The following is a 19,146-nucleotide window of genomic DNA, read 5'->3' on the forward strand; positions in this document are numbered from 1 at the left end:
ATCAGGCCTGGGGCGAAATCATCGCCTTAATCTGCTCGAACGTGACCGTTCCCTGGGCTTTTTGCCCATTCACGAAGAGGGTTGGCGTGCCGACCACGCCAAATTTGCGCCCCCGCTGCTTCACCTCGGTCAATCCGTCGATAATGGTTTGATTCGTGAGGCATTTGTCAAACGTCTCGCGAGTCATGCCGCCGGCCTTGGCGACTGCATAGATGGCATCCGGCCGCACCTCCTGGTTCACCCATTCCGGCTGCCGCGACAGAAACTGCTCGGTATAGAACAGGTTCTTCTCCGCCGGCGCGCAGCGGGTGATGATCGCCGCCGTGCCCGCCGTGCGCCCGATAGGGAACTCGCGGATGATGTACCGGACCTTGCCGGTGTCGATGAATTCGCGCTTCACCCGCGGAAATACGTCGCGATGATAGGCGCGACAATGGGGGCAGGTGAGCGAAGCGTATTCTATGATCGTGATCGGCGCGGTCGCCTTGCCGAGGACACGGTCGCCGAAGGGCCCCTCTTGGACCAGCTCTTCCTTCGACGGCACATTGAGCGCCTTGCTGTCGGCCGTGGCGACAGCGCCGCCGCCGCAACCCGAACACAGAACGCCGACGGCAAGCAGAAGCGACGCTGTGACCGACCTCAATTGCATCCGGCCAATCCTATTTGCCAGGTTCGGTCGTTCCCGCGGGCTTGCCTTCGATCGCCGCGTCGAAATCCTCAAGCTTATGCTCTCCGGTCAGCCGCTTGCCGTTCACGAAGAAGCTCGGCGTGGAGTCGACGCCGAACTTGTCGTGAGCGCGCTGGCGGACCTCGACGATCTTGCCGAACAGCTCCTGGTCGGCGAGGCACTTATCGAATTGCTCTTTGGAAATGCCCGCCTGCCGCGCGATGAGAAGCAGCTTGTCTTTGGCGTCCGCGCCCGGCACGGCCCAGGTGTCCTGCGTCTCGAACAGCGCGCTGACCATGGGAAAATAGCGGTCATTGCCGGCGCAACGCGCCAGCATGAAGGCCGCGACCGCGAGGTTATCGAGCGGGAACTCCCGGAAGACGAAGCGCACTTGGCCGGTGTCGATATATTTGGTCTTCAGCGCGGGATAGACGTCGGTGTGAAACGTGGCGCAATGGCCGCAGGTGGCCGAGGCATACTCAACGATCGTGTTCGGCGCATCGGATTTGCCGAGCGACATCTCCGGAAGCGGCCCCGGCTGCATCAGCGCGGCCGTGTCGGGGTCTGACTTTGGGCCATCCGCCGTGCTCGCCTGCTCGGAGCCGCTGCGGTAATAAACGACGGCAGCCACGATCGTGGCGAGGAGTACCGCGCCGATGACATAGAGGACAGTTTTATTCGTTGCAGCTGATTTCTCGGGTTCGCTCACTCGTGCCACTTCGCTGTTTCCTTCAATGGGGGCCGTCTTTCGCGCGCTACAATCGTTGTGGAAGCGCCGAATGGCAAGGGGGACCCCTTCAACCCTTCGTGCGTCGCGCAAGGCCACCTAAACGCATTAAGGCGTGGCGGAGGGCGTCGTCCTTTATCGCGGTTTTCGGCGGCAGAGGCGCCTCGGGAATAGGCGCGGGCGTCGGCTTGCGCCGTGCCTGCACTTTGACAACGGGCGCCTGCAAGATCCGCATTTCGGCAATGGCTCGATAGCCGAAATAGATATTCACGCGCTCCAGAATCTGCCCGACGCAATGTTGCACCTCGATGGCGCGCGGACCCTCCACCCGCAAAGTCAACGTGGCGCCTTCCGGCCGATGCGTCTTTGCGCCGGCCTCTTCTTGCCGCCACGGCCACACGATCTTGTCGGGCATCGTGTAAGAAGCGAGCTCCGCACCCACGATGGCCGGCCATTCGCTGAGAAGTGCCGTGGTTGAGAACCCACGGGCACGGGCCACGGGATCGAGCACGCGCGCCACATAAGCGCCGACCGCGCGCGCACCCCACGCGGCCTTTCCGGGAAATTTTTGCAGTTTATCGGCCATGCGCCAGTGTTTTCCGGTGGAGCGGAGCCGGGCCCCGCTTGCTTCCCCGCCGCCGAGCTTACACCATCGCCGCGTTGAACGCGGGCAGAGTTCGGAATGACCCAAATCGAAGAGACTGCAACAGCCGAGCAAGCCCATATCGCGGGCCCGCTGCTCGAATGGTACGACCGCGAGCGCAGGCATTTGCCCTGGCGGGCGCCGCAAGGCGTTGCGCCCGACCCTTATCATGTCTGGCTGAGCGAGATCATGCTGCAGCAGACGACGGTCAAGGCCGTCACCCCGCGCTATGCCGGCTTCCTGCGGCGCTGGCCAACCGTGGCGGCATTAGCCGGCGCCGAGCTTGGCGATGTCCTCGCCGCCTGGGCCGGCCTCGGCTATTACGCCCGCGCCCGCAACCTGCATGCCTGCGCTCGCGCCGTGGTGGAGCGGCATGGCGACAAATTTCCAGCAAACGAAAGCGAGCTGCGCAAACTCCCGGGAGTCGGCGACTATACCGCCGCCGCGATCGCCGCCATCGCCTTCGATGTGGCCGCGACGCCTGTCGACGGCAATGTCGAGCGCGTCGTGGCGCGTCTTTTCGCGGTCACCAACCCGTTGCCGCAAGCGAAAGGTGACATCAAGGCGCTGGCCGCGACGCTGACGCCATCGAAGCGCCCCGGCGATTTTGTGCAAGCCATGATGGATCTCGGCGCCACCATCTGCACGCCGCGCCGACCCGCTTGCGGCCTCTGTCCCTTACGCAGTTTCTGTCGCGCTTACGCGCAAGGTCTCGCCGAGGCTCTGCCCTATCGCGCCGGGAAAGAAGAACGGGCCGTCCGTCGCGGCGTGGCCTATGTCGCGATTCGCGACGACGGCGCCGTGCTGTTGCGCGAGCGCCCGCTCAAGGGCCTGCTCGGCGGCATGCTGGAAGTCCCGGCAACGCCGTGGGCCGAGGGCGTAAGCAATTCGGCAAATGCGTGGGCGCACGCGCCGGTCGAGGCGGAATGGGGAATACTGACGGGGAGGGTGGAGCACACCTTCACCCATTTCCATCTCGAGCTCGATGTCTATCGCGCCGATGTTGATGGCGATGTCATGCTGAACGAGGCTGCCACACCCGAGCGCTGCCGCTGGGTCGCGCGGCGCGACCTGGCGACAGCCGCGCTGCCGAGCGTGACGCACAAGATTTTAGCTCACGCGTTTGCAACCGATGAGCGGCGCAGACGCGCGAATGCTAGTTCGCCAATTGCCGCCGCGCCTCGTCGCGCAAAGCGTCGATCGGCTTGAGATCGCCTTCCGCCTCATAGTGCCAGAAGGTCCAGCCGTTGCAAGCCGCGGTGCCTTGCACATGCGCGCCGATCTTGTGGATCGAGCCAGTTGCACCGGCGCAGAAGATGCTGCCGTCGGCGCGCACCCGCGCCTCGTGGCGTGCGGCGGGATCGTAGAGCGCGGCCCCAGGAGAGATAAGACCGAGCTCTACGAGTGCCCCGAAAGGAACTCTTTGTTCCCCCCGCTTCCCCTTGGCTACTGCAAGGGTATCCGCATCGAGTGGTTGGGCGCTCCGAACGCGCGCTGTCGCGGCTTCCGCGTAAGCCTGCTCGCGTTCGATGCCGATGAAATTGCGTCCGAGGCGTTTCGCAGCGACCGCGGTCGTGCCGGAGCCGAGAAAGGGATCAAGCACCACGTCGCCGACATTGCTGGAGGCCAGCAGGACGCGGTGCAGAAGCGCCTCGGGCTTTTGCGTGGGATGTGTCTTGCGGCCCGAGGCCTCCTTCAGCCGTTCTCCGCCGGAGCAGATCGGCAAGAGCCAGTCGGAGCGCATCTGCAAATCTTCGTTCAGGGCCTTCATGGCGTCGTAGTTGAAGGTGTAGCGCGCCTTCGGTCCCATCGAGGCCCAGATCATTGTCTCATGCGCATTGGTGAATCGGCGCCCCCGGAAATTCGGCATCGGGTTCGTCTTGCGCCAAATGACATCGTTGAGAACCCAGAAGCCGAGATCCTGCATGATGGCGCCGACGCGGAAAATATTGTGGTAGCTGCCGATCACCCAAAGGCTGCCTTCGGGTTTCAGCGCCCCGCGGCAGGCGGAAAGCCAAGCGTGGGTGAAGCCGTCATAGTCTCCGAAGCTTGCGAACTTGTCCCAATCGTCGTCGACCCCGTCGACGCGGCTATTGTCGGGGCGGAGGAGCTCGCTGTTGAGCTGGAGATTGTAGGGCGGGTCGGCGAAGACGAGGTCCACGCTCGCTTGCGGGAGCCGGGCGATCTCTTCGACGCAATCGCCGACGAGGATTTTATTGAGCGGAAACGCCGCTCCCGTATCATCCCCGACGTCCATGACACCCACTCGATTACGCGAGACCAAACAAAGTTCGAACGTCGCCTTATGGGCGAGCGGGGGCCATGCTGACGCGTTAGGGTAAAGGCGGACTTAACTCGCGCCGCTCAAAGCTGCGCGTGAGGGATCGACGGGGAAAGCGACGTGGCGGGCACGCAGGACATCGTGATGATCCACGGCGCCAATTGCGGCGCCTGGTGCTTCGAGAAATTCCGGGAGGTGTTCGAAGCCCAGGGTTGGACCTGCCACGCGCCGGACCTGGTCGGCCACCGTATGAGCGCCGGGACGGACGAGAACGCGGTCAAAGGCGTGGGCATGGCCGATTATCGTGCCGAGCTCGAAGGCTTTCTCGTAGGTTTCGTAGAGCCTCCGGTTCTGCTCGGCCACTCCATGGGTGCGGTGCTTGCCCAGCAGCTCGCGGCACAAGGCCTCGCGCGCGCGTTGATTCTCCTGAGCCCTGCGCCGCGCGCCGGCATCTTGCCTGCCAGCGATGGCGAGAAGCAGCTCGCCACCGACCTGATGTCGCTCGGGGCGTATTGGACGAAAGCACTGCGGCCGAGCTTCGAGCTTGCCTGTATCTATTCGCTCAACCGCATGAAGCCGGGGCAGCAGCGCAGCGTGTTCGACCGCTTCGTGCCCGAATCGGGGCGCGCTTTGTTCGAGCTCTTCTTCTGGATGTTCGACAAGGAGCGCGCGACCGCGGTGGATGTAAAAGCGGTGCGCTGCCCGGCACTCTGTCTCTCCGGCACCGATGACTGCCTCATCTCGCTCGCAACGGCGCGGGCGACTGCGGAAGGATTTCCCGGCGCGATGTTCTGGGAAGCGGACGGGCACGCTCACATGCTGCTGCTTGAGCCCGGCGCGGATGCGCTGGCGCGCCGCATCGCTGCGTGGATCCCGGCTGGCGATTGAAGCGGCTTATTCCTGAATGTCGGTGGGCGGCTCGGCGCCCGTCTGGAGCAGGCTCATCGCCCGCGCGATGGGGCTGAAGGAGCGGCGATGATGCGTGCAGACGCCATGCGTCTTGATGGCGAGCGCGTGCTCCGGCGTGCCGTAGCCCTTGTTGCGCTCCCAGCCATAGCGGCGGTAGCGCCGCGACAGCTTCACCATCATGCGGTCGCGCGTCACCTTCGCCACAATGGACGCAGCGGCCACCGAGACCGAGATGCCGTCGCCGCCGATCACGGGCGTGGCCGGGCAGGGGAAGCGGCGCGGCTTGATATTGCCGTCGATCAGGGCCACCGCGCGCGGCACCTGCAAGCCACGGAACGCGGCGCGCATGCCCCACAGGCTCGCCTGGAGGATGTTGTCACGGTCGATGCGCTTCACCTGACCGAAGGCAATGGACACGCATGCCGTTGCCATGATCTCAGCGTAGCGATCTTTCCTCGCTTCCGCGGTGAGCACCTTCGAATCGTTAAGCCCTTCGGGAATGCGGTCCGGATTGAGGATCACAGCGGCGACCACCACCGGTCCCGCCCAAGGGCCGCGGCCCGCCTCGTCGACGCCGGCCACAGGCAAGCCATGCAGACACATCATCTCTTCTTCGAGATCGAAGGAGGGCTCGGGCAACGGCAAGGCTCTGGCGGGTAGTCCCATGACGGACGACTTTCGCGCGAACCGGGCGTCCTTGGCAACTCGTTCGGCAGCAGCGCCGCGCCTCCTGTGGAAAAGCGCCAGCCGTTCTCCTCGGCGACCCGCCGCTCTATGCACCCCGAGGTGCTTGCCCGCTCTCTGTGGGAAGGATCAGGATGCACGCGATCATCAGTGCCGCGATGACCGCGGTGGCAAGCGGGCGGCTCCAGGCTAGACCGCCTTGGTCCAGGGGCTTGTCGACAAAATCACCGACCGTGGCTCCGAGCGGACGCGTCAAAATGAAGGCGGCCCAGAACTAGCGCGCGCGATATGTCGTCCAGTAATAGGCTGAGACTAGCACCGCCAATCCGGCGGCGAACACCAGCGCGGCCCCTGCATAGCCGAGCCCTAGGGCGGCGAGCCAGTCACCGAGTGCAGTTCCCACTTTTGCGAGAACGTGATTGCCGCCCAGTAGGAAGCTTCCACCTTCGGCGTGCTGACTGTTTCCACGGAAATGGAACCAAGCGACCAATACCCGAGGCCAAGCACGGCCATCAGGCTGGCGAACAGGATCAACGAGCCGCCGGCATAGCCGACACCCAAGGAGCGGGTCGCGAAGTCGGCCATCGTCGTGCCCGCGGTAGCCGAGGCCACGATCACCAACCAGTAGAGGAACGAGTGGAATTGCTTCGCGGCGATCTGGACGCCTATCAGAAGCACCAAGGCGGGAGAAAAATCACGTGCCGACTAGGTAGCCGAGATCCAGCGTCATGCTAACCGTGTCGCCGCCCGTTTCGCCTAGCGTGGTGGCGAGAATCTTGATGATCCAGAAGCCGAGCGTGACCTCTGGGACCTTAGTTGCGTAGCCATCAGAAGTCTGTGCCACGGTCTGCTACTCGCGATCTTAGAAGGCTCCTTTCCGCTAACGCCACGGGAGCCAGAAAAGGCCACGGGTCACGATGGCTATGTGTCAGGCCTAGAACAGCGCGAGCTGCTGCCCTCGCAAGACTGGGCGCGTGAAAAGATCGGTGCGCAGATTCGTCGAGCGCTTGTTTAGGCCAAGCCGAGCCGCGGCAATCTCGAAGCGCCGGCCGATCATCCAGGCAAATGGCCCGTCGCCAACCATGCGCTCATTCCACTTCGCGTCATAGAGCTTGCCGCCGCGCGTCGAGCGCATTAGCGACAGCACGCGATTGGCGCGATCCGGACAATTCGCTTTCAGCCATTCGGTGAAAAGGTCGCCGATCTCAAGCGGCAGGCGCAGCAGCACATAGCCGGCCTGCTTGGCGCCGGCAGCGGCGGCACGCTCCAGAATTTTCTCCATCTCCATGTCCGTCAGTCCGGGCAGGACCGGGGCGACCATGACCGAGGTGGGGACGCCAGCGTCGTTGAGCCGCGCAATCGTTTCGAGCCGCTTGCCCGGCGTGCTTGCGCGAGGTTCCATGGCGCGGGCGAGCTTGCGATCGAGCGTCGTCACGGACAACGCGACCTTGACGAGGCCGCGCTCCGCCATCGGCTTCAGGATATCGAGGTCGCGCAGGACAAGCGCCGATTTGGTGACGATGCCGACGGGATGATTGGTCTCGCTCAGCACCTCAAGGATGCGGCGCATGATGCGGTAGCGCCGCTCGATCGGCTGATAGGGATCGGTATTCGTGCCGATCGCCATGGTGCGGACCCGATATTTCGGGTCGGCGAGCTCGCGCTCCAGCGCCTCGGCGGCATTGGTCTTGGCGAACAGCTTGGTTTCGAAATCGAGCCCCGGCGACAGTCCGAGAAAAGCGTGGGTCGGACGCGCGTAACAGTAGATGCAGCCATGCTCGCAACCGCGATACGGATTGATGGAGCGGTCGAAACTAATATCGGGGGAGTCGTTTCGGGTGATGATTTTCCGCGCCGGCACCTCCTGCACCTCGGTGCGCAGGGCCTCGAGTTCGGCGAGCGATTCCCAGCCGTCATCGGTCGGCTCGTAGGCGATTGGCTCGAACCGGCCGGAGCGGTTCGTGGTCGCGCCGCGCCCCTGACGGCGCTCGGCTGCCACGCCTGATGCCTCCAGCGGAAAGCTTTCGAAGCCCCGGGACTTTCTGAGCGAGACTGCCATTGCTCGGATATAGGATGGCGGCAGGAACAAATCAAGAACGTTGTGCTAAACGGCTCGTTCCCGCGATTGAACGGGACCCGTCAGCAGTTATAGTCTGTGACCATGATTTCCGTGATTATCCCCACCTTTAACGCCGAGCGCAGCCTGGCGCCGACGCTGGCGTCACTGGTGCCCGCGGTGGTGGATAGCGTGGTGCAGGAGGCCATCATTGCCGATGGCGGTTCGACCGACGCGACCATCGCCATCACGGAAGCCGCGGGCACGCGGCTGGTCGAAGCCGAGCGGGGCCGCGGCTCGCAGCTCGAGGCTGGCGCCGCGGCGGCGCGAGGAGATTGGCTGCTCTTTTTGCATGCCGACACCGTACTGGAGCAAGGCTGGAAAGAGGAAGCGCAAGCCTTCATGGAACGCGTGGAGAATGGGCGCCGCGCGCCCGCTGCAGCAGCCTTCCGCTTCGCGCTCGACGACGAAGGCTTGATGCCGCGCATCGTGGAGCGGCTCGTGCGCTTGCGCTGCTTCGTCCTCAAGCTTCCCTATGGAGACCAGGGCCTGCTCATCCCGCGTGCGCTTTATAACCGGCTCGGCGGCTTTCGCCCGCTGCCGCTCATGGAAGATGTCGACCTCGTGCGCCGCCTGAAGCGAAGCGAACTGGTCATGCTCAAGTCGCGCGCCATCACGAATGCGCGGCGCTATCGGCAAGACGGTTATCTTTCGCGCACGCTGCGCAATCTCTGCTGCATCCTGCTTTATTATCTTCGCGTGCCGGCACGCACGCTCGCTCGCCTCTATGGCTAAGCGGTGGCGCGGTCCGTACCATCGCGCTGGTTGTCTCCCCAATCTCGTCATCATGGCGAAGACCCCGCTCATGGGCCGCGCCAAGCAGCGATTGGCACGAAGCATCGGCCAGACCGCGGCGCTGCGCTTTTACCGCGCGTGCCTGACTAGCACTGTTCTCCGTCTTGCCCGATCTCCACGCTGGCGTACTTACATCGCCATCACGCCGGACATCGATCGCGCCGCACCGTTCTGGCGAGGAATGGTGCAGCGAAGCGGCGCCTTGCTTATGGCGCAGGGAAGCGGCGACCTCGGGCAGCGCATGCAGCGCATCTTCGATCGTCTGGGGCCGGGTCCGACCATCATCGTCGGCAGCGATATCCCCTGTATGCGGAGCGCTCACATTGCCTGCGCGTTCAAGCTCCTCGGATCCGCCGATGCAATTCTGGGCCCGGCGGGAGACGGCGGCTATTGGCTGATCGGCGTGCGAGGCTTGCGCCGGCGTGCGCTGTTCGCAGGCGTACGGTGGTCGACCCCGGAAGCCCTGACAGACACGATTGTAAATCTCGGCGAGAGCCGCGTCGTCTTGGCTCCAATACTTGACGATGTTGATACTATTGTGTCTTTTGCAGGCGAGGGAAAGAGTGCTGAACGTCTTATTCACCAAGCATGAGCCTGATTAGATGCAACTCTGCGGCATTTAATCGAAACTGCAGAGCCCTCGTCTAGAGCCCTGCAACAGCAAGTGAAGGAGGGGACATGACGTTGTCCAATTCGCCGACGAGCGCGATGCACTGATGCTTGTGTCGAAGCCGTCATAACGAGCGCAGACCTTCAGCACATGTCCGGCTTCGAGCTGTGTTGGGAAGCTGCCGGCGGCCTATCTATATATTGCTGATGTCGACAAAGTACGATCAGACGACCCTGATCGAGGCCTTGTACAGCGGCGCCGATGACTTCATGGGCAAGCCGCCGCGCGCCGAAGAGCTTTATGCGCGCCTGCGTGCCGCGGAGCGTATTGCCTCCATGCAGCGCGAGCTTATCAATCTCGCCACGACCGATCCGCTGACCGGCCTGAACAATCGTCGCGGCTTCTTCGAACGTGCCACCGAAGCCTGCGCCCGCACCATTCCCGACGGCAAGCTCGCCGCCATCTTTCTCGACATCGATAATTTCAAGCGTATCAACAATGCCTACGGCCATGACACCGGCGACGAGGCGATTCGAGCTTGCGCCCGCGCGGCATGGATCGAAAACGGTGTTGTGGGGCGGCTTGGCGGCGACGAATTCGCGCTGCTGCTCGAGGAGCGGCGCCTGCCTGAGGCGGTCGAGATTGCCGAGGATCTAAGGGCACGGCTTGCCGACAAGCCGCTCGTCACGGAGAAGGGCCCGATCACTCTTACCTGGAGCGTCGGCGTGAGCGAGGCGCATCCGGGCGATACCGTGGACTGCCTGCTCGCCCGCGCGGATGCCGCGCTCTACGATGCGAAGATAACCGGGCGCAATCGCGTGGTTGCGCGCCCCGGCATCATCAGATCCGCGCCGCGTGCCCGTGATGCGGTCGCCAGCCACGCTATCGCCGGCGCTTCGTTACTTTAAGTCATCCATTCACAGCGCAGAAAAGGCGCCTCGCGCGGCGCTTTCGGCTATTGGCAATCGCCAGCAAAGGATCTCGCGCCCCGTTAGCAGCGTGACGCGGGCCTTTGCCTATTCGGCGGCATTTTTGGCGGCGGCCTTCTTCCTTTCGCGGAGTCGCGGCATGATCTCGATGAACGAGCAGGGGCGGTGGCGGTTGTCGAGCTGGGCTTTGAGGATGCCGTTCCAGGCGTCCTCGCAGGCGCCGGGCGATCCCGGCACGCAGAAAATGTAGGTCCCTTTCGCCAGGCCGCCGCAGGCGCGCGACTGCACCGTCGAGGTGCCGACGCTCTGATAGCTCAGCATGTGAAAGAGCACCGCGAAGCCCTCGATCTCCTTCTCGAAGAGAGGCTTCACCGCTTCCGGCGTAACGTCGCGGCCGGTGAAGCCGGTGCCGCCCGTGGTGATGACCACGTCGACGCCGGGATCCTTGATCCATCGCTTGACCTGTTTGCGAATGTCTTTCGGATCGTCCGACACGATGGCGTGCTCGGCCAATTCGTGCCCTGCCTCACCGATCATCTTGACGAGGAGAGGCCCGGATTTGTCGGTCTTCTGCGTGCGCGTGTCCGACACCGTCAGCACGGCCACGCGCACCGGTATAAAGGGACGGCTTTCATCGAAGCGGCTGCTCATTGTTGCTCCAGTGCCACTTTCACCATCAGCAGGTCGCGCCAAGCGTAGCGCTTCTCCTCGGGTTTACGCAGAAGATAGGCCGGGTGCAGCGTGGCGAGGGTCGCGACGCTGCGGCCGCCGCAATCGTAATTCAGCCATTTGCCGCGCAGGCGCATGATGCCTTCGCTCACGCCGAGAATATTTTTCGCCGCGGCGCCGCCGAGCAGTACGAGGATGCCGGGATTCAACAGCTCGATCTGACGGGCGAGAAACGGCGCGCAGGCCGCAACCTCTTGCGGCGTCGGCGTACGATTTCCCGGCGGACGCCAATAGACCGTGTTTGTGATGTAGACTTGGCTCTCGCCGAGCCCGATCGCGGCGAGCATCCGGTCGAGCAGTTGGCCCGCGCGTCCGACGAAGGGCTTGCCCTGCAAATCCTCGTCGCGCCCCGGCGCCTCGCCGATCAACATGATCTTGGCCGTCTCGCTGCCGCGGGCAAAACAGAGCGTCTTTGCGGTGCGCTTGAGCGCGCAGTCCTCGAAGGAAGCAACCATCTCTTGCAAGGCTTGCAGCGTTGCGGCGTCCCCGGGCCGTGCAGCGGGGACGGCAGGCTGCGCCGGGCTCTGCGCGGAGGGCCTGCGCTCCGGTCGAGCGACGTGGGGCGAAGAAACAAGTAGCAGCGGGGCGAAACGGTCGATTGGCACATCGCCAATGGCCTCGTCGACACCCATCGCCTCGTACCAGGCGAGCAGTGCTTGAGGGGCTTTTGCTTGCGATTGCGTCATTTGCGATGCCCGCATCGATCCTATATTTGTCATTCTCCGGTTTCGCCGGAAAAATGCGCAATTCGCTGGGCCCATCGAATTAGCACCGATCGCTTGGCTGACCGATTCCCGCCTTGGGAGGGAACGGGGGAGCGTTGCCCGAAGGCAGCGCCGAGGCTGAAGGAGCTAGCCGGTTTGGATGACCAAGTCGAACGCGAAACCATGGAGTTCGACGTCGTTATTGTCGGCGCCGGACCGGCCGGCCTCGCGGCCGCGATCAGGCTGAAGCAGCTTGCTGCCGAGAAGGGGACGGAAATCGCCGTCGTGGTGCTGGAGAAGGGCTCCGAGGTCGGCGCCCATATTCTCTCCGGTGCGGTCATCGATCCCGTCGCCCTCGACAAGCTCATCCCCCATTGGCGCGAGCAGGGCTCACCCCTCGATACGCCGGTCACCGAGGACCGCTTCCATTATCTCTGGAAGGATGGCGGGTTGAGCCTTCCCACCATGCTGATGCCGCCGCTGATGAGCAATCATGGCTGCTATATCGGCAGTCTTGGCTCGCTCTGCCGCTGGCTTGGCGAGCAGGCCGGAGCGCTAGGCGTCGAGGTCTATCCCGGCATCGCCGTGACCGAAGCGATCTTCGGCGAGAACGGCGAGATCAAGGGCGTCATCACCGGCGACATGGGCGTGGCCCGTGACGGCAGTCACAAGGACAGCTACACGCCGGGCCTCGCGCTCACCGGCAAATACACGCTGATCGCCGAAGGCGCGCGCGGTTCGCTCTCCAAAGCCTTGATCCGCAAGCTTGGACTCGATGCCGAAAGCGGCCCGCAGAAATTCGGCATCGGCCTGAAGGAATTGTGGGAGGTCCCGGCCGAGAAGCACAGACCGGGTCTGGTGCAGCACACGATGGGCTGGCCCTTAGGCGACCGCACCGGCGGCGGCTCGTTCCTGTATCATTTCGGCGAGCGGCTGGTGGCGGTCGGCTTCGTCGTTCATCTCGACTATGACGATCCCTATCTCAATCCCTTCAAGGAATTCCAGCGCTCGAAGATGCATCCGCGCATCCGCGAACATCTCGAAGGCGGGAAGCGCATCTCTTACGGCGCTCGCGCGCTGACCGAAGGCGGCTGGCAGGCGATCCCGCGTCTCGTCTTTCCGGGAGGCGCGCTGATCGGTTGCGCCGCGGGCTTCATGAACGTGCCGCGCATCAAAGGCAGCCACAACGCGATGCTGACCGGCATGATGGCGGCGGAGGCTGCCTTCGCGGCGATCGGCGAGGGGCGCGCTCACGACCTGCTCGAAGCCTATCCTGAAAGCGTCGCGGCGAGCGCGACGGCCACCGAGCTGAAAAAGGTGCGCAACGTGAAGCCGCTCTGGTTGCGCTTCGGCACGCGGCTCGGCGTCATGCTCGGCGGCATAGACATGTGGCTGAACACGATCTTCCCGTTCCTCACCCACACCCTGAAACATTTGACGCCCGATTTCGCGAGCCTGCAAAAGGCCGACCAGGCGAAGCCAATCGAATACGAGAAACCCGATGGCGTGCTGACATTCGACATCCTCTCTTCGATGTTTGTCTCAGGCACCAATCACAAAGAGGATCAGCCGGTGCATTTGCGGCTCGCCGACCCATCCATCCCGATCGAGAAGAATCTGCCCGAATATGCGGAGCCCGCGCAGCGCTATTGCCCGGCGCTCGTCTACGAGGTTGTGGAAGAAGGCGGAACGCTTCGCTTCCAGATCAACGCGCAGAACTGCGTCCACTGCAAGACCTGCGACGTCAAGGACCCGGCGCAGAACATCACCTGGGTGCCGCCTGAAGGCGGTGACGGGCCCAACTACGTTAATATGTGATCGCGCCGAATACGCATCAACGCCACAAACGCGCCGCCTTCCCCTGCAAAAAGCTTTTGGTTTGCAGAAATTGCGAAAAACCGTTTAACCTTCGGTCAGGCTCCCGGACGGGGACTCAAGATCCAGAATTGGGGCGGCTAGACAGCCGAAACGAATATGGTGATTGGCGACAAAGCGACTCTGCGCAAGTGGGGGCCGAGATCTCTCCTCCTCGCGGCAATTCTTATCGCGCCCGCCGCCTATTCGGAGGTAGATCTGACCAAGTCGTCGGATGCCGATCAGGGCACGCTTCTCGGCAACTATCTCTCGGGCCGTGTCGCTCGCGGCGATCATGACACCACCGCCGCTGCCGACTTCTATTCCGCGGCGCTCGCCGGGGACCCCGCCAACGAGATCATCATGGAGCAGACTTTCCTGCTTCAAGCCGCGGCCGCCGATTGGGGTCGCGCGACCGATCTCGCCGAGCAGCTCATCAAGGTCGAGCCATCGCATCGCATCGCACGCTTTCTGCTCGGCGCCGAAGCCTTCAAGAAAGGCGATTACAAGAAAGCCGACGAGCATTTCGCCGCTGCCCGCCAGGGTCCCATCGCGGATCTGACCTCGACGCTCGCCCGCGCCTGGGTGCAGGCCGCCGATAACAATTACGATGGCGCCATGACCACGCTCGACACGCTGAGCGAGGCCGACTGGGCGCAGTTTTACCAGCGCTATCATCGCGCTCTGATCGCCGACGTCGCCGGCAAGCGTGATGTCGCGCAGCAGGCGTTCAGCGAGGCCTTCAAGAAAAATCCTGGAACGCTGCGCGTGGCCGAGGCCTATACGCGCCATGCCATGGTCTCCGGCAATCGCAAGCTCGCCCGCCAGATCCTGAAAGCGCACATGGCGGAGGCTTCGGGTCATCCCATCTCCCAGGCGCTGCAGGCCGAGATCGAGAGCGGCAAGGTTCCGCCGCTGCTCATCACCTCGCCGGCGCAGGGTTTGGCCGAGGTCTTCTACGGTATCGGCGACGCCCTCGCCGGCGAGGGTGGTCTCGACATGGGCATCACCTTCCTGCAATTCGCGCTTTACGTTGAGCCCGATTTCCCTCTCGCGCATGTGGCGCTCGCCGAGGCCTATGACGGCGCGCGGCGCTACGACTTGGAACTCGCGGCCTTCGACAATATCAAGGAAGATTCGCCGCTTTGGGTTAGCGTTCAGATTCAGAAGGCTTTCGCGCTGAACGCCATGGAACGCGTCGACGATGCCAAGGCGAAGCTCGACGAGCTGATCGCGAAGTATCCGAAAGACATCCGCCCGCTCGATGCGCTCGGCAACATTTTGCGTTCGCACGAGCGCTACGAGGAAGCGCGCGACTATTACGCGCGCGCCATCGCACTCCTCGGCGCGCCGACCCCGGACAATTGGTCGCTGTACTACTCCCGCGGCGTCTGTAACGAGCGGCTGAAGGACTGGCCCAAGGCCGAAGTGGATTTCAAGCAGGCGCTCGCGTTGGCTCCGGACGAATCCCTCGTGCTCAATTATCTCGGTTATTCCTGGGTCGATCAGGGTCGCAATCTCAAAACGGCGCTGGATTACATCCGCAAGGCGGTGAAGCTTAAGCCGGACGACGGTTATTATGTCGACAGCCTCGGCTGGGCCTATTTCCGGCTTGGCAATCTTGAGGGCGCCGTCGAGCAGCTAGAGCGCGCCGTCGAGCTGAAACCAGACGACCCCGTCATCAACGATCACCTCGGCGACGCGTATTGGCGCGTCGGCCGCAAGCTCGAGGCCAAATATCAGTGGGAGCAGGCGCTGACGCTGAAGCCGGAAAACGAGCAGGTCACGACCCTCAAGCAGAAGATTGCGGACGGTCTCCCCGACAAGGGCGCGACCCAGGCGGCCAACCGCACCACGCAGGCCGGCGGCAAGACGCCGGAATAGCCGCGCGATCTGACTCGGCCTCGCGGGAGGCGGCTTGTGACGACCATAAGCGACACCGCCAAGGCCAAGATCAATCTCAGTCTTGAGGTTCTCGGGCGCCGCGCCGACGACTTCCACGAGATCAGAAGCCTCGTCGCCTTCGCAAGTATTGCCGATACCCTCACGCTCGAAACCGGCGAAACGCTCTCGCTCGATCTGGACGGTGCTTTCGCCCGCGCGCTTGCCGGCCGCAACCTCATCTTAGAGGCGGCGGAGGCCGCGCTCGCGGCGCATCCAGGCTTGAAGCTCGGGCGTTTTCACCTGACGAAAAATCTTCCCGTCGCGAGCGGCATCGGCGGCGGCTCGGCGGATGCCGCGGCAGCGCTGCGCCTCATCGCGCGCGCCAACGGGACCATGCTGCAGGAGGAGAGCGCCAGGGAAATTGCGGCAAGGCTCGGCTCAGATGTTCCGGTCTGCCTCGCTAGCCAGCCCGCTCTGATGACGGGTCGCGGCGAGACGGTGCAGCTTGTCGAGGATTTGCCGAAGTGCGGCGTGCTCCTGGCCAATCCCGGACTCCCGCGGTCCTCAGGCCAAGTCTACGCCGAGCTGCGCGCGTCGCCATACGAGAGCAAAAAAGCGGACGAGAACGCAGCGCCGGATTTTGCCGGTGATTTTGCGCGGTTCATTGAGTATCTCGCCCCGCGCGGCAACGATCTCGAGCCGGCCGCCTTGCGGCTTGCGCCGGCGATCGGCGAGGTTCTCGACTCCCTGGAGAGATTGCCGGGCGGCCGCCTCACACGCATGTCCGGAAGCGGGGCGACCTGCTTTGTGCTCTTTGCCACGGAAGCGGAAGCCGAGACAGCGTCACGCGCTTTGACCGCCTCACGTCCCGATTGGTGGGTTCGAGCGGGAACGCTCGGCTAATACGGCCGGTCCACGCTAAACGCGATGGCCTTGAGCATGGCCGATTTCGGTTTCGACTCCGGGAAAATTGCAAGAGCGTCGCGGGCGATGGCGCCGTAATGGCGCGCGCGCTCCATCGTGTCGCTCAAGGCGCTGTGCTTCTTCAGGAGGTTCATCGCCTCGCCGAGATCATGTTCGCCGATCTCGCCGTCATGCAGCGTACGCTGCCAGAAGCTGCGCTCCTCTGCACTGCCGCGGCGATAGCAGAGCACCACCGGAAGCGTGATCTTGCCCTCGCGGAAATCGTCGCCGACGCTCTTGCCGAGCGTCGCCTGCTCGCCGGAATAATCGAGCGCATCATCGACGAGCTGGAAGGCCAGCCCGAGATTGCGGCCGTACGACCGCAACGCCGCCTGCTCCGATTTCGGCTTGCCGGCGATCACGCCGCCCACTTCGGCCGCCGCCGAAAACAGCGCTGCGGTCTTGGCGTCGATCACGGCAAGATAGTCGTCCTCGGTCGTGTCGGTATTCTTCGCGGTCATCAGCTGCATCACCTCGCCCTCGGCGATGATCGCGGCGGCGTCCGACAGAATGCGTAGCGCGCCGAGCGAGCCGACATCGACCATCATCTTGAAGGCCTGACCGAGGAGGAAATCGCCGACGAGAACGCTCGCCTCATTGCCCCAGAGCAACCGCGCCGTCTTTCGTCCCCGCCGCAGATTGCTTTCGTCGACCACGTCGTCGTGCAGGAGCGTCGCGGTATGCATGAATTCGACGGCGGCCGCGAGGCGGACATGCGCGTCGCCCTCATAGCCACAGAGCCGCGCGGACGCCAAAGTCAGCATGGGGCGCAGCCTCTTGCCGCCGGAATCGATTAAATGCCGCGCAAGCTCCGGGATCAACTCGACATTGGAGCGGGCACGGTCGAGGATCAGCCGGTTGACATGGGCCATATCCTCCTGGACAAGCGCCACGAGCGGCGCAAGGCTTACCTGTGGATCCCGCGCGCCGCTAAGCGAAACAACAACGCCCAAATCACTTCTCCTAATGGGACCAACGAGCCCTTGGGGAATATAGTCGGCGGTCCGCCGTAAAGGGTCAAGGCACTCCAGCTTCGTATTATGGCAAGCACGCGTGTGATGAAGGAATTGTTGCGTTCAAACGATCCCGTGCTCATTTCCTATGTCAGCGCGCTCCTTTCGGAGGCGGAAATCGCCTTCATGGTCGCCGACACGAATATGAGCGTGCTGGAAGGCTCGCTCGGGGTGTTGCCTCGGCGCGTGCTCGTGGTAGGCGAGCGGATTGCCCACGCACGCAACCTTCTCACCGAGGCCGGCATCGGCCATGTCATCGCCGAACAAGACAGGAATTGAGCGCGTGACGACGCTGCCCAAGCGGGCCGGCGCGACGACCGACGATTTTCTCGGCGGCCGCATCAGCGTGATCCAGCCGCGGTCAGGCCACAGATCCGGAAGCGACGCCGTTTGGCTGCAAGCCGCAGTTCCGGCGCGGCCGCGCGACCGGGTCCTCGATGTTGGCGCCGGAGTCGGTGTCGCCGGGCTCGCGCTTTTGGCACGCGTGCCGAAACTCGAACTGACAGCAATTGAGATCGACGCAGGGCTCTGTGCGCTGGCGACGGAAAATGCGGCGCGCAACGGCTTCGCCAACAATGTCACGATCGTCGAAGCCGACGTGACGTTGCTCGCCAGGACGCTGCAAGCAAAGGGTCTTGCACGCGAAGGCTACGATCAGGTGATGACGAACCCGCCATTTTACGCCGAGGGGAGCGCGCGCGCCGGCCCCGCCAAGGCGGCCGCCCATATCATGGCGGCCGGCGCTCTGCCGGCCTGGATCGGTTTCTTGACCGCCGCGACGGCGGCGAAGGGACGGCTGACAGTGATTCACCGGCCGGAAGTCTTAGGCGAATTGCTGGCCCTGCTCGACCGCCGCTTCGGCGCGCTGACGGTTTTTCCTCTCTTTCCCAGCGAGGGCGCGCCCGCCACGCGCATCATCTTGCAAGGACGCAAAGGCAGCAGAGCAGGGAGCAAGCTTTTGCCGGGATTGGTCTTGCACCATGACGATGGGCGCTACACGGCGAAGGCGGAGGCGGTGTTGCGGCAAGGCGAGAGGCTGGATCTCGACGGCTAACGAAAAAAGGCTGCCGCCCGGGGGGACAGGCGGCAGCCTCGATGCGCCCGGGAGGAGGAGCACTCCCGGACCGTCAGGCCGCTAGTAGCAGACCTGGACGTTGCGCCAGATGGTCTTCCAATGCCCGTGCCACCGCACCTGGGTCGGCCGCAGCTCGTAGGTGCAGCGGGGCTGATACCAGGAGTAATTGAACCAGTATTTGTTGTGGCCACGGTTGCCGTAGTTGCCGTGATTGCCGTGATTGCCGTAGTTGCCGTGCTTACCGTTGTTGCCGTGCTTGCCGTTATTGCCCCAGTCGCCGCGATGGCCATCCTTGGCGTCGGCGGTCGAAGCGCCGAGTGCGAGGAACGAGACGGCGGCAGCAGCCATGAGGGTTGTCTTCAGCATGGGATCATCCTTCAGCGAGTGGCGCCTTTTCGGGCGCCTTGGGTTCAGTCAAGAACAGAGGACGTCTCTCTCTCTTGATTCCGTTTTAGAGATGTCGTGCTGAACCGAAGCTGAGGCTGATGTTCATCCGGCGTTCAGCCGGAAAGCGGGGGCGGCAAAAGCAAAGGGCCACTCCCGAGGCTCGGGAATGGCCCTTG

The 19,146-nt window shown here is 63.6% G+C and carries 24 protein-coding genes; 10 read left to right on the forward strand and 14 right to left on the reverse strand.

The genetic code is table 11. The features are described from left to right. Position 1: 1 nt before the first annotated feature. The 3 genes from ACR2J1_RS02365 to ACR2J1_RS02375 all read right to left on the reverse strand — a co-directional run bounded on the left by ACR2J1_RS02365 (position 2) and on the right by ACR2J1_RS02375 (position 1,980). Positions 2 to 649, reverse strand: coding sequence for a DsbA family protein (locus ACR2J1_RS02365; protein WP_434017749.1), 648 nt, complete (start codon positions 647 to 649; stop codon positions 2 to 4). Positions 650 to 659: 10 nt separating this feature from the next. Then, positions 660 to 1,385, reverse strand: a complete 726-nt coding sequence (locus ACR2J1_RS02370) for a DsbA family protein (RefSeq protein ID WP_434017750.1) — start codon at positions 1,383 to 1,385, stop codon at positions 660 to 662. Between the two features lie 79 nt (positions 1,386 to 1,464). Further along, positions 1,465 to 1,980: a DUF721 domain-containing protein gene (locus ACR2J1_RS02375; protein ID WP_434017751.1), complete on the reverse strand. Its 516-nt coding sequence runs from the start codon at positions 1,978 to 1,980 to the stop codon at positions 1,465 to 1,467. Between the two features lie 96 nt (positions 1,981 to 2,076). Between ACR2J1_RS02375 and mutY the strand changes: the two genes are divergently transcribed. Then, complete coding sequence (gene mutY, locus ACR2J1_RS02380) at positions 2,077 to 3,246, forward strand: A/G-specific adenine glycosylase (protein ID WP_434017752.1); 1,170 nt, start codon at positions 2,077 to 2,079, stop codon at positions 3,244 to 3,246. On the opposite strand, the gene ACR2J1_RS02385 is transcribed toward mutY, so the two are convergent. Further along, positions 3,194 to 4,294 carry a site-specific DNA-methyltransferase gene (locus ACR2J1_RS02385; RefSeq protein WP_434017753.1) on the reverse strand — a complete coding sequence of 367 codons (1,101 nt, stop codon included), beginning with the start codon at positions 4,292 to 4,294 and terminating at the stop codon, positions 3,194 to 3,196. The genes mutY and ACR2J1_RS02385 overlap by 53 nt on opposite strands. 144 nt (positions 4,295 to 4,438) lie before the next feature. Here ACR2J1_RS02385 and ACR2J1_RS02390 point away from each other — a divergent pair, with 144 nt between their 5' ends. Then, positions 4,439 to 5,206, forward strand: coding sequence for an alpha/beta hydrolase (locus tag ACR2J1_RS02390; RefSeq protein WP_434017754.1), 768 nt, complete (start codon positions 4,439 to 4,441; stop codon positions 5,204 to 5,206). Positions 5,207 to 5,212: 6 nt separating this feature from the next. Here the strand turns inward: ACR2J1_RS02390 and ACR2J1_RS02395 are convergent, their stop codons facing one another. From ACR2J1_RS02395 to ACR2J1_RS02420, 6 genes are all read right to left on the reverse strand, one after another. After that, positions 5,213 to 5,893: a ribonuclease HII gene (locus ACR2J1_RS02395; protein WP_434017755.1), complete on the reverse strand. Its 681-nt coding sequence runs from the start codon at positions 5,891 to 5,893 to the stop codon at positions 5,213 to 5,215. 106 nt (positions 5,894 to 5,999) lie between these two features. Then, the gene (locus tag ACR2J1_RS02400) at positions 6,000 to 6,167 is read right to left on the reverse strand and encodes a hypothetical protein (RefSeq protein WP_434017756.1); all 168 of its coding nucleotides are present in this window, start codon (positions 6,165 to 6,167) and stop codon (positions 6,000 to 6,002) included. A gap of 18 nt (positions 6,168 to 6,185) precedes the next feature. After that, on the reverse strand, positions 6,186 to 6,314 hold the full coding sequence (locus tag ACR2J1_RS02405; protein ID WP_434017757.1) for a hypothetical protein: 129 nt from the start codon (positions 6,312 to 6,314) through the stop codon (positions 6,186 to 6,188). After that, positions 6,278 to 6,589 (reverse strand): hypothetical protein, encoded by a 312-nt coding sequence (locus ACR2J1_RS02410; protein ID WP_434017770.1) that lies wholly within the window; start codon positions 6,587 to 6,589, stop codon positions 6,278 to 6,280. Before ACR2J1_RS02410 ends, ACR2J1_RS02405 begins: the two co-directional genes overlap by 37 nt. Positions 6,590 to 6,605: 16 nt before the next feature. Continuing rightward, positions 6,606 to 6,755 (reverse strand): hypothetical protein, encoded by a 150-nt coding sequence (locus tag ACR2J1_RS02415; protein WP_434017758.1) that lies wholly within the window; start codon positions 6,753 to 6,755, stop codon positions 6,606 to 6,608. Between the two features lie 90 nt (positions 6,756 to 6,845). Further along, positions 6,846 to 7,970, reverse strand: a complete 1,125-nt coding sequence (locus ACR2J1_RS02420; protein ID WP_434017759.1) for a PA0069 family radical SAM protein — start codon at positions 7,968 to 7,970, stop codon at positions 6,846 to 6,848. A gap of 102 nt (positions 7,971 to 8,072) precedes the next feature. Between ACR2J1_RS02420 and ACR2J1_RS02425 the strand changes: the two genes are divergently transcribed. From ACR2J1_RS02425 to ACR2J1_RS02435, 3 genes are all read left to right on the forward strand, one after another. After that, a complete protein-coding gene (locus ACR2J1_RS02425; RefSeq protein WP_434017771.1) occupies positions 8,073 to 8,762 on the forward strand; it encodes a TIGR04283 family arsenosugar biosynthesis glycosyltransferase in 690 nt (229 codons plus the stop codon). A 52-nt stretch (positions 8,763 to 8,814) separates the two neighbouring features. After that, positions 8,815 to 9,414 carry a TIGR04282 family arsenosugar biosynthesis glycosyltransferase gene (locus ACR2J1_RS02430; protein WP_434017760.1) on the forward strand — a complete coding sequence of 200 codons (600 nt, stop codon included), beginning with the start codon at positions 8,815 to 8,817 and terminating at the stop codon, positions 9,412 to 9,414. 224 nt (positions 9,415 to 9,638) lie between these two features. Beyond that, a complete protein-coding gene (locus ACR2J1_RS02435) occupies positions 9,639 to 10,340 on the forward strand; it encodes a diguanylate cyclase (protein WP_434017772.1) in 702 nt (233 codons plus the stop codon). Between the two features lie 108 nt (positions 10,341 to 10,448). Here the strand turns inward: ACR2J1_RS02435 and moaB are convergent, their stop codons facing one another. Then, on the reverse strand, positions 10,449 to 11,012 hold the full coding sequence (gene moaB / locus ACR2J1_RS02440) for a molybdenum cofactor biosynthesis protein B (protein WP_434017761.1): 564 nt from the start codon (positions 11,010 to 11,012) through the stop codon (positions 10,449 to 10,451). Further along, on the reverse strand, positions 11,009 to 11,776 hold the full coding sequence (locus ACR2J1_RS02445) for a uracil-DNA glycosylase (RefSeq protein ID WP_434017762.1): 768 nt from the start codon (positions 11,774 to 11,776) through the stop codon (positions 11,009 to 11,011). Before ACR2J1_RS02445 ends, moaB begins: the two co-directional genes overlap by 4 nt. A 201-nt stretch (positions 11,777 to 11,977) precedes the next feature. On the opposite strand from ACR2J1_RS02445, the gene ACR2J1_RS02450 reads away from it, so the two are divergent. From ACR2J1_RS02450 to ACR2J1_RS02460, 3 genes are all read left to right on the forward strand, one after another. Then, positions 11,978 to 13,612, forward strand: a complete 1,635-nt coding sequence (locus tag ACR2J1_RS02450) for an electron transfer flavoprotein-ubiquinone oxidoreductase (RefSeq protein WP_434017773.1) — start codon at positions 11,978 to 11,980, stop codon at positions 13,610 to 13,612. A gap of 156 nt (positions 13,613 to 13,768) precedes the next feature. Then, positions 13,769 to 15,532 carry a tetratricopeptide repeat protein gene (locus ACR2J1_RS02455; RefSeq protein ID WP_434017763.1) on the forward strand — a complete coding sequence of 588 codons (1,764 nt, stop codon included), beginning with the start codon at positions 13,769 to 13,771 and terminating at the stop codon, positions 15,530 to 15,532. A 36-nt stretch (positions 15,533 to 15,568) separates the two neighbouring features. Further along, positions 15,569 to 16,435, forward strand: coding sequence for a 4-(cytidine 5'-diphospho)-2-C-methyl-D-erythritol kinase (locus ACR2J1_RS02460; RefSeq protein WP_434017764.1), 867 nt, complete (start codon positions 15,569 to 15,571; stop codon positions 16,433 to 16,435). Here ACR2J1_RS02460 and ACR2J1_RS02465 read toward each other — a convergent pair. Beyond that, positions 16,432 to 17,448, reverse strand: coding sequence for a polyprenyl synthetase family protein (locus ACR2J1_RS02465; RefSeq protein ID WP_434017765.1), 1,017 nt, complete (start codon positions 17,446 to 17,448; stop codon positions 16,432 to 16,434). The two genes, ACR2J1_RS02460 and ACR2J1_RS02465, sit on opposite strands and share 4 nt — an antisense overlap. A 105-nt stretch (positions 17,449 to 17,553) precedes the next feature. Here ACR2J1_RS02465 and ACR2J1_RS02470 point away from each other — a divergent pair, with 105 nt between their 5' ends. Both ACR2J1_RS02470 and ACR2J1_RS02475 read left to right on the forward strand, forming a co-directional pair. Next, positions 17,554 to 17,787 carry a DUF2007 domain-containing protein gene (locus ACR2J1_RS02470; protein WP_434017766.1) on the forward strand — a complete coding sequence of 78 codons (234 nt, stop codon included), beginning with the start codon at positions 17,554 to 17,556 and terminating at the stop codon, positions 17,785 to 17,787. Between the two features lie 4 nt (positions 17,788 to 17,791). Further along, a complete protein-coding gene (locus ACR2J1_RS02475) occupies positions 17,792 to 18,562 on the forward strand; it encodes a tRNA1(Val) (adenine(37)-N6)-methyltransferase (RefSeq protein ID WP_434017767.1) in 771 nt (256 codons plus the stop codon). 81 nt (positions 18,563 to 18,643) lie between these two features. Here ACR2J1_RS02475 and ACR2J1_RS02480 read toward each other — a convergent pair whose 3' ends face one another. Then, a complete protein-coding gene (locus ACR2J1_RS02480; protein ID WP_434017768.1) occupies positions 18,644 to 18,949 on the reverse strand; it encodes a hypothetical protein in 306 nt (101 codons plus the stop codon). Positions 18,950 to 19,146 lie beyond the last annotated feature (197 nt).

Origin of the sequence: Methyloceanibacter sp., assembly GCF_050999895.1 — a bacterium.
In the GTDB taxonomy this organism is placed as follows: Bacteria; Pseudomonadota; Alphaproteobacteria; order Rhizobiales; family Methyloligellaceae; genus Methyloceanibacter.